At 71.4% G+C, this 12,879-nt stretch carries 13 protein-coding genes; 7 read left to right on the top strand and 6 right to left on the bottom strand.

Translation table 11 applies throughout. The features are described from left to right. Window positions 1–2 precede the first annotated feature (2 nt). Window positions 3–713 carry a tRNA (guanosine(37)-N1)-methyltransferase TrmD gene (trmD, locus tag PHZ_RS00605; protein ID WP_012520674.1) on the bottom strand — a complete coding sequence of 237 codons (711 nt, stop codon included), beginning with the start codon at window positions 711–713 and terminating at the stop codon, window positions 3–5. 77 nt (window positions 714–790) lie between these two features. Between trmD and PHZ_RS00610 the strand changes: the two genes are divergently transcribed. Beyond that, window positions 791–1,663, top strand: a complete 873-nt coding sequence (locus tag PHZ_RS00610; protein ID WP_012520675.1) for an acyl-CoA thioesterase — start codon at window positions 791–793, stop codon at window positions 1,661–1,663. A gap of 60 nt (window positions 1,664–1,723) precedes the next feature. Further along, entirely contained in the window at window positions 1,724–2,593 is an 870-nt protein-coding gene (locus PHZ_RS00615) for an acyl-CoA thioesterase (RefSeq protein ID WP_012520676.1), read from the top strand. A 1-nt stretch (window position 2,594) separates the two neighbouring features. Here the strand turns inward: PHZ_RS00615 and rimM are convergent, their stop codons facing one another. The 3 genes from rimM to ffh are packed head-to-tail and all read right to left on the bottom strand — an operon-like array spanning window position 2,595 to window position 5,184. Beyond that, window positions 2,595–3,098, bottom strand: a complete 504-nt coding sequence (gene rimM, locus PHZ_RS00620; protein ID WP_012520677.1) for a ribosome maturation factor RimM — start codon at window positions 3,096–3,098, stop codon at window positions 2,595–2,597. Between the two features lie 9 nt (window positions 3,099–3,107). After that, window positions 3,108–3,644 carry a 30S ribosomal protein S16 gene (gene rpsP, locus PHZ_RS00625; RefSeq protein ID WP_012520678.1) on the bottom strand — a complete coding sequence of 179 codons (537 nt, stop codon included), beginning with the start codon at window positions 3,642–3,644 and terminating at the stop codon, window positions 3,108–3,110. Window positions 3,645–3,663: 19 nt separating this feature from the next. After that, window positions 3,664–5,184, bottom strand: a complete 1,521-nt coding sequence (gene ffh / locus PHZ_RS00630; RefSeq protein WP_041372921.1) for a signal recognition particle protein — start codon at window positions 5,182–5,184, stop codon at window positions 3,664–3,666. A gap of 532 nt (window positions 5,185–5,716) precedes the next feature. Here ffh and PHZ_RS00635 point away from each other — a divergent pair. Together PHZ_RS00635 and PHZ_RS00640 are read left to right on the top strand one after the other, a co-directional pair. Next, window positions 5,717–6,073 (top strand): nuclear transport factor 2 family protein, encoded by a 357-nt coding sequence (locus PHZ_RS00635; RefSeq protein WP_012520680.1) that lies wholly within the window; start codon window positions 5,717–5,719, stop codon window positions 6,071–6,073. A 51-nt stretch (window positions 6,074–6,124) separates the two neighbouring features. Then, window positions 6,125–6,688 carry a methylated-DNA--[protein]-cysteine S-methyltransferase gene (locus tag PHZ_RS00640; protein ID WP_012520681.1) on the top strand — a complete coding sequence of 188 codons (564 nt, stop codon included), beginning with the start codon at window positions 6,125–6,127 and terminating at the stop codon, window positions 6,686–6,688. 3 nt (window positions 6,689–6,691) lie between these two features. On the opposite strand, the gene PHZ_RS00645 is transcribed toward PHZ_RS00640, so the two are convergent. Next, the gene (locus PHZ_RS00645; protein WP_012520682.1) at window positions 6,692–8,848 is read right to left on the bottom strand and encodes a M3 family metallopeptidase; all 2,157 of its coding nucleotides are present in this window, start codon (window positions 8,846–8,848) and stop codon (window positions 6,692–6,694) included. Between the two features lie 169 nt (window positions 8,849–9,017). Between PHZ_RS00645 and PHZ_RS00650 the strand changes: the two genes are divergently transcribed. Both PHZ_RS00650 and PHZ_RS00655 read left to right on the top strand, forming a co-directional pair. After that, window positions 9,018–9,869, top strand: a complete 852-nt coding sequence (locus PHZ_RS00650) for a glutamate racemase (protein WP_012520683.1) — start codon at window positions 9,018–9,020, stop codon at window positions 9,867–9,869. A 17-nt stretch (window positions 9,870–9,886) separates the two neighbouring features. Next, window positions 9,887–10,438 carry a hypothetical protein gene (locus PHZ_RS00655; RefSeq protein ID WP_041372922.1) on the top strand — a complete coding sequence of 184 codons (552 nt, stop codon included), beginning with the start codon at window positions 9,887–9,889 and terminating at the stop codon, window positions 10,436–10,438. Here the strand turns inward: PHZ_RS00655 and PHZ_RS00660 are convergent. Next, window positions 10,395–11,120: a pyridoxamine 5'-phosphate oxidase family protein gene (locus PHZ_RS00660; protein WP_012520684.1), complete on the bottom strand. Its 726-nt coding sequence runs from the start codon at window positions 11,118–11,120 to the stop codon at window positions 10,395–10,397. The genes PHZ_RS00655 and PHZ_RS00660 overlap by 44 nt on opposite strands. Window positions 11,121–11,218: 98 nt before the next feature. On the opposite strand from PHZ_RS00660, the gene pdxR reads away from it, so the two are divergent. After that, complete coding sequence (gene pdxR, locus PHZ_RS00665) at window positions 11,219–12,676, top strand: MocR-like pyridoxine biosynthesis transcription factor PdxR (protein WP_012520685.1); 1,458 nt, start codon at window positions 11,219–11,221, stop codon at window positions 12,674–12,676. Window positions 12,677–12,879: the final 203 nt, after the last annotated feature.

A 12,879-nucleotide genomic window follows, 5' to 3' on the forward strand; every position in this document is an offset into this window, starting at 1 on the left:
CTTTACCCGCCCTTTGCCTGTTGATTGGCGAGCCGCTTCGCCCAGAGGTCCGGACGCCGCTCCCGCGTGGTCTGTTCGCGCTGCTCCTGGCGCCAGCGGCGGATGGCCGCGTGATTGCCCGAAAGCAGCACCTCGGGGATCTCGAGCCCTTCGAACGTCCGCGGCCTGGTGTACTGCGGATGCTCGAGGAGCCCGTCCTCGAAGCTTTCCTCACTCAAACTCTCGGCCTGCCCCAACACACCGGGCACGAGCCGTACGCACGCCTCGATCGCCACCATCGCCGCAGCCTCGCCTCCGGCCAGGACCGCGTCTCCGACGGAGACCTCCTCGAACCCGCGGGCGTCGAGCACCCGCTGGTCCACCCCTTCGAACCGACCGCACAGGACGATCAGCCCCGGGCCCTCGGCCCATTCACTCACGCGCGCCTGGGTCAGGGGCCGGCCCCGGGCGCTCATGTACAAAAGCGGACGTCCGCGCCGCTCCACGCTGTCCAGCGCGGAGGCGATCACGTCGGCCCGCATCACCTGCCCCGGGCCGCCACCCGCAGGGGTGTCGTCGAGGAAGCCGCGCTTATCCTTGGAAAAGGCCCGGATGTCCACCGTTTCGAGCGACCAGAGGTTCTGCTCGCGCCAGGCAGTGCCGATGAGCGAGACGCCCAGCGGGCCGGGGAAGGCCTCGGGGAACATGGTCAGTACGGCGCAGTCGAAGGACATGGCGGTCGTAAGGCGGGCGCCGACGCCGCCACGTCAAGCCTTGCCGGGCGCGGCGCCCCCGCGTATCGCCGCTGGTCATGAGCGAGACCGACGCCCAAGACGAGACCCTGGTCGAGACTCTCCAGCTGGAGCGGATCGAGGAGAACCTGTTCCGCGGGACCTCGCCCGACAACGCGCCGGGCCGCATCTTCGGCGGGCAGGTGATCGCCCAGTCGCTGCTGGCGGCCTACGAGACGGTGGAGTCGCGGGTCTGCCACTCGCTGCACTGCTATTTCATCCGGCCGGGCGATCCGACCGTGCCGATCGTCTTCGAGGTGGACCGGTCCCGCGACGGCGGCAGCTTCACCACCCGCCGGGTCGTGGCGGTCCAGCACGGCAAGCAGATCTTCAATCTCGCCGCCTCGTTCAAGGACCCGGAGGAGGGCTTCCGCCACCAGGCCCCGATGCCGGAAGGCCCGCACTGGTCCGAGCTGAAGGACCAGATGGAGGTCCTGCGCGAGCTGATGAAGGACGCGCCCGAACAGGCCAAGCGCTGGCTCTCGCGGCCGATGCCGATCGAGATGCGCTCGAAGGACGCCCGGACCTACTGGCTGGACGGGCCCAAGGAGCCGGTGTCGCAGAACTGGTTCCGGTGCCGCACGCCGATCGGGGGCGATGCGCGCATGCACCAGGTGATCCTGGCCTACGCGTCGGACATGAACCTGCTCTCGACGGCCATGCGTCCGCACCAGGTCCACTGGCAGACGCCGGGCTTCCAGTCGGCGAGCCTGGACCACGCCATGTGGTTCCACGCCCCGACCGACTTCAACACCTGGCACCTCTACGTCCACGACAGCCCCTCGGCGTCGGACGGGCGCGGACTGATCCGGGGCGCGATCTACGCCGAGGACGGCACGCTGGTCGCCTCGGTCGCCCAGGAAGGCCTGATGCGGATGAAGGCCGCGAAGTAGACGGCCTCGCCGCGGCGGCGTAATGCACGCGCCTTCGCACTTGCAGCATCCGCGGACGCCATGGACACCCAGACGCTGGTCGAAACGCTCGGGCTGGAGCAGCTCGAGGTGAACCTCTTCCGGGGGACCACTCCCGACAAGGAGCAGCGCCAGCGCATCTACGGCGGCCAGGTGATCGCCCAGTCCCTGCTGGCGGCCTACGAGACGGTCGAGGGCCGGATCTGCCACTCGCTGCACTGCTACTTCATCCGGCCGGGCGACCCGACCGTGCCGATCATCTTCGAGGTGGACCGGGCGCGCGACGGGGGCAGCTTCACCACCCGTCGGGTGGTGGCCATCCAGCACGGTCAGCAGATCTTCAACCTGGCGGCCTCGTTCCAGACCGAGGAGCAGGGCTTCGAGCACCAGGCCGACATGCCCGCCGCGCCCTCGCCCGACGAGGTGGAGGACGACGCCGTCGTGCGCCGCCGGCTCAATCCGAACCCGCCGCCGCAGGACGTCGACTGGATCGACCGCGTGCAGCCGATCGAGATGCGAACCGTCGGCGGCCGCTTCGACACCGCCAGTCCCGAGCCGCGCGACCCGCACCAGCAGGTCTGGTTCCGCGCCCGCCATCCGATCGGCGATGATCCGCACATGCACCAGGTGATCCTGGCCTACGCCTCGGACATGAGCCTCCTGGGCACCGCGATCCGCCCGCACGGGGTGAGCTGGCGCACGCCGGGCTTCCAGTCGGCGAGCCTGGACCACGCCATGTGGTTCCACCGCCCGACCGACTTCAACGAATGGCACCTGTACGTCCAGGAGAGCCCCAGCGCCTCGGGCGGGCGGGGCTTCAACCTGGGCTACATCTACCGGGCCTCGGACGGGGTGCTGGTGGCGTCCTGCGCCCAGGAAGGCCTGATGCGAATGCGCAAGCCGAAGGCCTGACCTACTCGGTTTCCTCGGGGCGCACGGCCACGACCTTGCCCTCGGCGAGGCGCACCTCGGGCACGGCCTCCTTCGTGAACGGCAGGTACCAGGCGGCGCCCTCGGGGGGCTCGATCTCCAGGAGGTCGCCGGCGCCGAAGTCCTGGACGTTCTTGACCCGGCCCAGCGGCTCGCCCTGCGGCGTCTCGACGGCCAGGCCGATCAGGTCGGTGACGTAGAACTCGTCCTCCTCGGGCTCGGGGAGGATGTCGCGCGGGATGTAGAGGTTGAGGCCGCGCAGGGCCTCGGCCTGCTCGCGGGTCTCCACTTCCTGAGCGCGCACGACAAGGCCGCCCTTCGCAGGGCGGCCGGACAGCAGCGTGAGGGCGGGCCGGCCGTCCTCGCGCTTCAGGTCGCGATAGTCCAGCAGGGCCGAGGGCTCGGCCGTGTAGCTGGTGAGGCGGACCTCGCCGCGGACGCCGAAGGCGCCCGCCACGCGGCCCACCAGGATCAGGCTGTCGCCCATCCCGAGCGCTTAGGCCTGCTCTTCGCCTTCGGCCGGAGCGGCCTCTTCAGCGGCGGGAGCGGCTTCCTCGGCGGCGGCCTCGGCGGCCGGGGCCTCTTCGGCCGCAGCGGCTTCCGGGGCGGCCTCGGCGGCGGCTTCCTCGGCCGGAGCCTCTTCAGCCGGGGCTTCTTCAGCCGGAGCGGCGGCGGCCTCGGCGGCCGCGGCGGCGCGGTCGGCTTCGCGCTGGGCGCGCTCCTCGGCGCGTTCCTTGGCCTTCTGGCCCGGCTCGCCCTTCTTCGGGTTGTTGCCGGCCGTCCACTGGGTGATGCCGAGCTTGGACAGTTCGCGGGCCACGCGGTCGGTCGGCTGGGCGCCCTTGCCGAGCCACTCCTGGATGCGCTCCTGCTTCACGACGATCCGGTTCGGGTCGTCCTTCTTCAGCAGCGGGTTGTAGCTGCCCACCTTCTCGATGAACCGGCCGTCGCGGGGCGAGTGGCTGTCGGCGATGACGATCGAGTAGTAGGGGCGCTTCTTGGCGCCGCCGCGGGCGAGACGGATCTTCAGCATTGGTCTAGGTCCTCAGGTCTTATTTCTTGAAGGGATTGAAGCCCGGCGGCAGGCCGCCGCCGAGGCCGGGAAGCTTCAGGCCGCCCAGGGCCCCCTTGGGGCCGGCGCCGAGTTGTTTCTGGAGCTCTTCCATCTGCTCGGGCGTCGGCGCCTTGCCGCCGCCGAGCTGGGCCAGCTTGCCCAGGTCCATGTCGCCGCCGCCGAGCATCTTGGCCATCTGGCCGAAGCCCTTGCCGCCGTTCTTGGACAGCGCCTTGAAGGCGTCGGCCATCTGGCGGTGCTGCTTGAGCAGGCGGTTGATCTCGGCCACGTCGACGCCGGCGCCCGCGGCGATCCGGCGCTTGCGCGAAGCCTGCAGGATGTCGGGCTTCTTCCGCTCGGCCTTGGTCATGGACGAGATGATCGCGAGCTGGCGGTCGAAGGTCTTGTCGCTGACCCCGCTCTCGGCGATCTGCTTCTTCATCTTCTGCACGCCGGGCAGCAGGCCCATCAGGCCTTCCATGCCGCCCATGCGCTTCATCTGCTTGAGCTGCTCGGCCATCAGGTCGAGGTCGAACTGGCCCTTGGCCAGCTTCTTGGCCATCGCCTCGGCGCGCTCGACGTCGAGGTCCTGGGCGGCCTTCTCGACAAGGGCCACGACGTCGCCGCGGCCCAGGATGCGGCCGGCCACGCGGTGGGCGTCGAAGGCGTCGAGGCCGTCGATCTTCTCGGACACGCCGAGGAACTTGATCGGCAGGCCGGTGACCGCGCGCATCGACAGGGCCGCGCCGCCGCGGCCGTCGCCATCGGCGCGGGTGAGCACCAAGCCGGTGAGCGGCAGGCGCTCGTGGAAGGCCTTGGCGGTGCGCACCGCGTCCTGGCCAGTCAGGGCGTCGGCGACGAGCAGGGTCTCGGAGGGGTTCGAGATCTTCGCGATCTCGGCCGCCTCGCTCATCATCGCCTCGTCCAGCGTCGTGCGGCCGGCGGTGTCGAGGATCAGGACGTCGTAGCCCTGCAGCCTGGCCGCCTGCAGCGCGCGGCGGGTGATGTCCGGCGCCGACTGGCCCGGCACGATCGGCAGCGAGTCCACCCCGGCCTGGGTCGCCAGCATGGCCAGCTGCTCCATGGCCGCCGGGCGGCGGGTGTCGAGCGAGGCCAGGAGGACCTTCTTGCGCTCCTTTGAGAGGCGCAGGGCGAGCTTGCCGGCGGTGGTCGTCTTGCCCGACCCCTGCAGGCCGCTCATCAGGATCACGGTCGGCGGGTTGGCCGACAGGCGCAGGCCCTCGGGCTCGCCGTCTCCGCCCAGCATCTCGACGAGGCCGTCGTAGGTGATCTTGATGACCTGGTCGGCGGGCTTGACCGAGCGGATCACCGCCTCGCCCGTCGCGCGCTCCTTGGCCTTGTCGATGAACTGCCGGACGACCGGCAGGGCGACGTCGGCCTCGAGCAGGGCGACGCGCACCTCGCGCATCGCCTCGTCGATGTCCTTCTCGGACAGCACGCCGCGACCGGAGAGCCGGTCGAAGACGGATGTCAGCCGATCAGAAAGCGCGTCGAACAAGTGCAACTCCTATGGCCCAAACGCGATCAGCCCCCGTGGACGATTGCGTCGACGGGGGGCCTCGCCGCCCTCGTCCCATATGGTGGTGGGGGTCGTGGCGGTGGAGGGCGCTGACCGAGATCAGGCCGGAAGGGCGCGCTTATGCGCCTGTGGAGAACTCCGAGTCAAGGAATCAGCGGCGCGGGCGGCAGCCGTGGACGCTCGTAGGGTGCGGAAGAGGTCCACGAACCACACGAACGAGGCTCCCTCATCTCGTCATCGCCCGGCTTGTCCGGGCGACCCAGCCTGGGGCGGCGGGCCGGGGATGTTCGAACACCAAGAACACGAAGGGCGCAAAGGACACGAAGGGGCCATCCTTCGTGATCTTGGTGGTCTTCGTGCGCTTCGTGTCGACGGGACGGCTTTGCCGTCGGCCTCTCCCCTCTCGTCGCGGAGGGGCGTCGGGATGGGTGACCCGAACAAGTCGAGCCGTGACGAAAAGGGGAGAGGGCGCGGACGGGAGACGGACGGCGGGTCCTGCGTTTCCTCTTCCATGAACGAGACCGATCACCTGTGGGACCTGGAGCGGCGGTTTTGGCTCAGGGGACCCGAGCATTTCGCCCGCGCGCTGGACCCGGAATGCGTCATGGTCTTCCCGTTCGGCGTGCTGCGGGGTCCGGCGATCGCAGCCAGCCTGGAGGGTGCGCCGCGCTGGGCTTCGGTGGAGATGGACGAGCGGACCCTGGCGCAGCCGACGGGCGAGCTTGCGGTGCTGGCCTATCGCGCGAGCGGGCGGCGCGATGGCGAGGCGCCGTACGAGGCCTGGTGCAGTTCGACCTATCGCCGCGACGGGCCGGGCTGGCGGCTCGTCCAGCATCAGCAGACGCCGCTCCAGGGGACCTCGACCTAGCAAGTCCGAAAGCCGCCAGCGGCTATCGGCGACCGGCGCTATATTGCGGTCATGATCCGGTTCGCACTCTTCGAGACGGCCATCGGCTGGGCGGGGATCGCCTGGAACGAGGCGGACAGCCAGGCGCGCCTCGTCGCCTGCCACCTGCCCGAACGCGACGCCGAGACGGCGCGGCGCGGCTTCCGGCGCCGCTTCCCCGAGACGGCCGAGGCCGAGCCGCCGGCGTCGCTGTCGCCGACGATCGCCGGGATCCAGGCGCTGATGCGCGGCGAGAAGGCCGACCTGTCGGCCGCGCCGCTGGACCTGTCGCGCACGCCCCCGTTCCACGCCCGCGTCTACGAGATCGCCCGCGCGATCCCGCCGGGCGAGACCCTGACCTACGGCGAGATCGCCGAGAAGCTGGGCGACAAGCTGCTGGCCCGCGACGTCGGCCAGGCGCTCGGCAAGAACCCCTGGCCGATCGTGGTGCCGTGCCACCGGGTCACCGCCGCCGGCGGCAAGCCCGGCGGCTTCTCGGCCCGCGGCGGGGTGGACACCAAGCTGAGGCTGCTCGCCATCGAGGGCGCGAAGGCGGCCATCCCGAAGGAGACTCCCCAGGGCGACCTGTTCGCCTGAGGGTCAGCTCGTCGGGAAGCCCTTGTCCTTCAGGTAGGCCTTCACGTCGGGGTCGCGGCCGCGGAAGGCGCGGTAGCCCTCGCGCGGGTGGACCGAGTTGCCGACGCTCATGACGTGGTCGTGCAGCCGCTTGGCGACGCCCTTGTCGTAGAGGCCGCCCGGCGCCTCGCGGAACGCCTCGACGGCGTCCAGCGCGATCACCTCGGCCCACAGGTACGAGTAGTAGCCGGCCGAATAGCCGTCGGACGCGAAGATGTGCCCGAACTGCGGCGTGCGGTGGCGCATCGGCAGCTCGGCGGGCATGCCGAGTTTCGCCAGCTCCTCGCGCTCGAAGGCGTCGGGATCGATGTCGGCGTCGCCGGCCAGGTGCAGCTTCATGTCGATCAGCGCCGAGGCGAGGAATTCGGTGACGTCGAAGCCCTGGCGGAAGGTCGAGGCGTTCTCGATCTTGGCGACCAGCTCGGGCGGGATCGGCTTGCCGGTCTGATGATGCAGGGCGAACCGGTTCAGCACCTGGGGCGTGCGCAGCCAGGACTCGTTCACCGTCGAGGGGAACTCCACGTAGTCGCGGAACACCCGGGTGCCCGACACGGAGGGATAGGTCACCGCCGAGTTGAGGCCGTGCAGGGCGTGGCCGAACTCGTGGAACATGGTCTCGGCGTCGTCCCACGAGATCAGCACCGCCTCGCCGGGGGCGCCCTTCACGAAGTTCGAGTTGTTCGAGACGATGGTGGTGACCTTGCCGTCGAAGGTCTCCTGCGCCCGGTAGGCGTTCATCCAGGCGCCCGAGCGCTTGCCGGTCCGGGCGTAGGGATCGAAGTACCACAGGCCGATGTGCTCGGCCCCGCGCTTCACCTCCCAGACGCGGACGTCCGGATGCTGCACGGGCACGTTCGTCACCGGATGGAACGTGAAGCCGTAGAGCTGGCCGGCGGCCCAGAACATGCCCTCGCGCAGCTTCTCGAGCTGCAGGTAAGGCTTCACCTCGTTCATATCGAGGTCGTAGCGGGCCTTGCGGACCTTCTCGGCGTAGAACCGGTAGTCCCAGGGCTCGATCTTGATCCCGGCGCCTTCCTTGTCGGCGATGGCCTGCATCTCGGCCACCTCCTCCTTCACGCGGGCGACGGCGAAGGGCCACACCCGCTCCATCAGCTCGCTGGCGGCCTGCGGGGTCTCGGCCATGGAGTTGTTGGCCAGCCGCCAGTGGGCGTGGGTCGGATAGCCGAACAGCTTCGCCCGCTCGGCGCGCAGCTTCAGGATCTGGCGGATCAGGCCGTTGTTGTCGTGAGCTCCGCCGTTGTCGCCGCGGCTGTAGTAGGTGCGCCAGACCTTCTCGCGCAGGTCGCGGCGCTCGGCGTAGGTGAGGAACGGGTCCACCGACGAGCGCGTGTTGACGATCACGTACTCGCCGTCGCGGCCCTTGGCCTTGGCCGCCGCGGCCATGGCCGCGCGCACGTCGGCGGGCAGGCCGGCGAGGTCGGCCTCCTTCAGGTAGAGGTCGTACTCGTTCTCGTCGTGCAGCAGGTTCTGGCTGAAGGCGGTGAAGGCCGTGGCCAACTCGGCGTTGATCGCCGCGACCCTGGCCTTGGCCTCGGGGGCGAGCTGGGCGCCGTTGCGGACGAAGGTGTTCCAGCGCAGCCACAGCAGCCGGTCCTGCTCGGGGGTGAGCTTCAGGCTCTCGCGCTGGCGGTAGACCGCGTCGATGCGCTGGAAGAGCTTCTCGTTCTGCAGGATGCGGTCGCTATGGGCCGCGAGCTTCGGCTGCATCTCCTTGTCGAGCGCGCGCAGCTCGGGCGTGGACAGGGTCGCCACCCAGACGCCGTAGATCGTCTGGACGCGGTCGAGGGCAGAGCCGCTACGCTCCAGGGCCTCGATGGTGTTGTCGAAGGTGGGCGGGGCGGGATCGTTCGCGATCGCCTCCACCTCGGCCCACTCCTGCGCCATGCCGGCCTCCAGCGCGGGACGGAAGTGCTCCAGCCGCACCTTGTCGAAGGCGGGCACGCCGCCGAAGGGCCCAGTCCACGGGGCCGCGGCCGGGTTGGCGGCCAAGTCCTTGGGAAGGTCCTGGGCCAGGACGGCGGCGGGCAGGGCGGCGGCGGCGGCGAGGGCCGAGGTGGCGGCGAGGGCCGAGGTGGCGGCGAGGAAGGTGCGACGGCGCATGGAATCTCCGGTCGGACGGCTCATTGCCTGCGACCTTAAGCAGGATCGGAGCTGAACGTCACGTGACAGGGCCTTGATATGACGCCGGTTTTCCCGCGGGCTCGCCCGGCGAGGCGCGGGCCGCACGACGGCCTAGCCGCCGGTCGGGACGCAGTTTAAGCAACCGGACATGGCCATTGGTGTCTTCGACTCCGGCGTGGGCGGCCTGACCGTCCACCACAGGCTCGTGGAGCGCTTCCCCGACGCCGACTTCGTCTATCTCGCCGACCAGGCGAACGCGCCGTACGGCGGCCGCCCCGGCGAGGAGATCGTCGAGCTGACCAAGGCGGGCTGCATCCGGCTGTTCGAGGCGGGCTGCGACCTCGTCGTGCTGGCCTGCAACACCGCCGCCAGCGTGGCCCTGCGCCGCCTGCAGCAGACCTGGCTGCCGGGCTACCGCCGCGAGACGGGGCGGGCGCTGAACGTGCTGGGCATCGTCGTGCCGACCATCGAGGCGGCCACGGGCCTGCCGTGGGAGCACGAGGCCGAGCGGCGCGGCGAGAAGGTCGAGAAGCTCGACATCCTCGGCGTCTTCTCCACCCCCGCCACCGCCCGCAGCCGGGTCTACGAGATCGAGATCGACAAGCGCCGGCAGGACGTGGCGGTCTTTTCCGAGCCCTGCCCCGAGCTCGCCCGGATGATCGAGGCCGGCGCCCCGCGCGAGGAGCTGAAGGCGGTGATCGAGGGCCACGTCCAGGCGCTGAGGACCCGTATCGGCCGCGCGCCGGATCGCGCGATCCTCGGCTGCACCCATTACGAGATCGTCGCCGACCTGTTTCGCGAGGCGCTGCCGCCCGGAACCCCGCTGATCCGCCAGCCCGAGGCGACCGCCGACGCCCTGGCGCGCTACCTCGACCGGCATCCGGAGTTCGATCCCGGCCGTTCGGGCCTGCGGCGGTTCCTGACCACGGGCGAGCCCGGCGCCCAGAACAGCCTGGTCGAGACCTTCTGGGGCGGCCCGCTAAGCTTCGAGCCCGCCTGAAGGGGAGGAGTCCCCCCATGAGCACCCGCGTCAGACCCGTCATGCTCGCCGGCGCCATGATCGCCGCAGCCTTCGCCGGCGCGGCCCGGGCCGAGGTGGTGAGACAGTGGGACACGGGCTTTGCGATTCGGCATGTGGTCGAGGCGCCGGTCCGCGCCGACCGCGCCTATGCCGCCTTGGGCGAGGTCGGCCGCTGGTGGAGCAGCGCGCACACCTACTCCGGCGACGCGCCGAAGGCGCTGACGCTCGAGATGAAACCCGGCGGCTGCTTCTGCGAGGCCCTGGCGGGCGGCGGGGTGGCGCACGGGACGGTGGTCCTCGCCTGGCCGGCCCAGGGGATGCTGCGGCTGGACGCGGCCCTCGGTCCGCTGCAGGACCAGGGCGTCTCGGGCGCGCTGACCTTCACGGTCAAGCCCAAGGGGACCGGCGCGTCCGAGGTGGTGCTGACCTACAGCGTGAGCGGCGGCCCGCCGGGCCTGGCCCAGGCCTTCGCCGCGCCCGTGGACGGGGTGATGGGCGAGGCGCTCAGCCGCTACGGCCGCTACCTGCGGACCGGGACGCCCGACTAGCCGCCGCCAGCGCCGCGTCGAGCCGCGCCCCTTCGGCGTAGGGCGACAGGTCCGGCGTGTGCGGCGCCGCCTCGCCCCGCGCGGGGGCCGGCGCGCCGATCCGCGTCTCGATCGGGAACACGCCCGCCCAGGCGGCCCAGCCGGGCTCGGGCTCCAGTTCGGCGGCGTCGGCGCTGCGGACCTTCGCCGAGGCCTCCTCGATCTCCATCTCGACGAGGGCGATCCGCGCCAGCTCGGCGTCGGTCGTCGGCCGCAGCTTCAGCGGCCGGCCCGCGTAGAGGCGGTCGATGAAGGCGTCCATCGCGGCGCGCTTGGCCGCGGGCTCGGCGACGGCGCGCGCCCGGCCGAAGGCCATCACCGAGCGGTAGTTCAGCGAGTGCATGATCCCCGAGCGGCCGACGATCAGCCCGTCCAGGAAGCTGACGGTGACGCAGACCGGGACGCCCTGGCCGACCGTCCCCAGCATCCGGCTGGCGGCCGCGCCGTGCCAGTAGAGCGTGCGGCCCTCGCGCCAGTAGGCCGTGGGGGTCACATAGGGCTGGCCGTCGATGACATAGCCCACGTGGGCCATCAGCCCGGCGTCGAGGATCTCGAACACCGCCGCCTCGTCGTAGGCGGCGCGCTGCGGCCGGCGGCGCACCTGCGAGCGCGGCGTGGGCGTGAAGGCGGGCGCATCGTCCATCGGCGGAACTCCGTTACGTGGGTTCCGCAGCTAGAGGATATGTGGTCTAGCATGTAGGTCCAATCGGCGACGTCGCCGCAGACCACTTCGGGGCGAGCATGAGCTGGGCCGACATCTATCCGTGGGAGGCGCCGGGGCCCGGCGGGCCCGTGATCCGGCAGGTCTACGAGCAGGTGCGCGGCGCCATCCACCAGGGGGCGCTGAAGCCGGGCGGGCGGCTGCCCTCCAGCCGCGATCTCGCCGCGCGGCTGGGCGTGGCGCGGGCCTCGGTGGTGGCCGCCTACGACCTGCTGCTGGCCGAAGGCTACGCCGAAGGTCGGCCGGGCTCGGGCACCTACGTCTGCGGCGACCTCTCCGGGGTGCTGGAGCTGAAGGCCCCGTCCGCCGCGCCCGCCGCCCCGCCGCCGCTGACGCCGCCGCGCGTCGCGTCGCTGGCCGCCCTGCCCCTGCCCGGACCCGACGAGCCCCGCCTGTTCTCCAACGGCCGAACGCTGATGGACGCCCGCGCCCTGGACGCCTGGGCGAAGGCAACGCGCCGGGCCCTCCGGACCCTGGACCACGTCCACTTCGGCTATTCAGACCCGGCGGGAGAGCCCCGCCTGCGGGCCGCGGTCGCCGACTACCTGCGCGCGGCGCGGGGCGTGGTCTGCGACCCCGACCAGGTGATTGTCACCTCGGGCGCCCAGCACGCTGTGGACATCGCCGTGCGCGTGCTGCTGCAGCCCGGCGATCCGGTCTGGATGGAGGACCCCGGCTACCAGCCGACCTGGCACGCCCTGACCGCCGCCGGGGCGGTGGTGCATGCGGTGCCCGTCGACCGGGCGGGGCTGGACGTCGCGGCGGGGATGGCCGCGGAGCCGCGGGCCCGGCTCGCCTTCGTCACCCCCTCGCACCAGTACCCGCTGGGCGTGACGCTCTCGATGGGCCGGCGGCTGGAGCTGCTGGCCTGGGCCCGCGAGGCCGGGGCCTGGATCGTGGAGGACGACTACTCGGCCGAGTTCCGCTACTCGGGCCCGCCGCTGGCCGCGCTGCAGGGCCTGGATGGCGGCGAGCGGGTGATCTACGTCGGCACGCTGAACAAGGCGCTCTTCCCGGGCCTGCGGCTCGGCTACATGGTCGCCCCGCGGCCGCTGGCCGCCGCGCTGACCGCCGCGCGCCAGCTCACCGACCGGCAGCCCCCGACGCTGACCCAGGCCGTCGTGCTCGACTTCATGGAGAGCGGCCAGTTCGCCGCCCACATCCGCCGCCGCCGGATCGCATACAAGGTCCAGCGCGACGCGCTCGCGCAGGCGCTGCGGGACGCGTTGGGGGACCGGGTCGAGATCGGCCTGCCCGACCAGGGGCTGCACCTGACCGCGTTCCTGAACGGCGGGCTCGACGACGTGGCGGCCGAGCGCGCGGCGGCCGGGCGGGGGATCATCGCCCGGGCGATCAGTCCGCTGTACCGCCGCGCGCCGCCCCGCGCCGGCCTGATGCTCGGCTTCTCGGGCTTTCCGGCGCGCGGCATGGCGGCCGGCGTCGCGCGGCTGGCCGCGGCCCTGGACTCGCTGGGATGAAGAGGAAGGCGCCCGGGGGATGCTTGGGGGGAGGTAGGGAAGCACCCCCCGGGCGGGGCTGAAGTTGGTGTGCGTGTCCAGACTTCAGGAGAGCGCCGGGCGGTGGCTCCGCCCGGCGTGTGACGGGGAGATAGGGGAGGCTGAACCCAAAGGCCAATCGATTGTTTTTGGATATCGAATAGAACAAAGCTATGGTGATGCGG

This window comes from Phenylobacterium zucineum HLK1 (assembly GCF_000017265.1).
GTDB classification, from domain to species: domain Bacteria; phylum Pseudomonadota; class Alphaproteobacteria; order Caulobacterales; family Caulobacteraceae; genus Phenylobacterium; species Phenylobacterium zucineum.

What these genes read in the sequence shown, in the direction of transcription:
- trmD (WP_012520674.1), bottom strand. Translation starts at nt 713, where the DNA reads ATGTCCTTCGACTGCGCCGTACTGACCATGTTCCCCGAGGCCTTCCCC.
- PHZ_RS00610 (WP_012520675.1), top strand. Translation starts at nt 791, where the DNA reads ATGAGCGAGACCGACGCCCAAGACGAGACCCTGGTCGAGACTCTCCAG.
- PHZ_RS00615 (WP_012520676.1), top strand. Translation starts at nt 1,724, where the DNA reads ATGGACACCCAGACGCTGGTCGAAACGCTCGGGCTGGAGCAGCTCGAG.
- rimM (WP_012520677.1), bottom strand. Translation starts at nt 3,098, where the DNA reads ATGGGCGACAGCCTGATCCTGGTGGGCCGCGTGGCGGGCGCCTTCGGC.
- rpsP (WP_012520678.1), bottom strand. Translation starts at nt 3,644, where the DNA reads ATGCTGAAGATCCGTCTCGCCCGCGGCGGCGCCAAGAAGCGCCCCTAC.
- PHZ_RS00635 (WP_012520680.1), top strand. Translation starts at nt 5,717, where the DNA reads ATGAACGAGACCGATCACCTGTGGGACCTGGAGCGGCGGTTTTGGCTC.
- PHZ_RS00640 (WP_012520681.1), top strand. Translation starts at nt 6,125, where the DNA reads ATGATCCGGTTCGCACTCTTCGAGACGGCCATCGGCTGGGCGGGGATC.
- PHZ_RS00645 (WP_012520682.1), bottom strand. Translation starts at nt 8,848, where the DNA reads ATGCGCCGTCGCACCTTCCTCGCCGCCACCTCGGCCCTCGCCGCCACC.
- PHZ_RS00650 (WP_012520683.1), top strand. Translation starts at nt 9,018, where the DNA reads ATGGCCATTGGTGTCTTCGACTCCGGCGTGGGCGGCCTGACCGTCCAC.
- PHZ_RS00655 (WP_041372922.1), top strand. Translation starts at nt 9,887, where the DNA reads ATGAGCACCCGCGTCAGACCCGTCATGCTCGCCGGCGCCATGATCGCC.
- PHZ_RS00660 (WP_012520684.1), bottom strand. Translation starts at nt 11,120, where the DNA reads ATGGACGATGCGCCCGCCTTCACGCCCACGCCGCGCTCGCAGGTGCGC.
- pdxR (WP_012520685.1), top strand. Translation starts at nt 11,219, where the DNA reads ATGAGCTGGGCCGACATCTATCCGTGGGAGGCGCCGGGGCCCGGCGGG.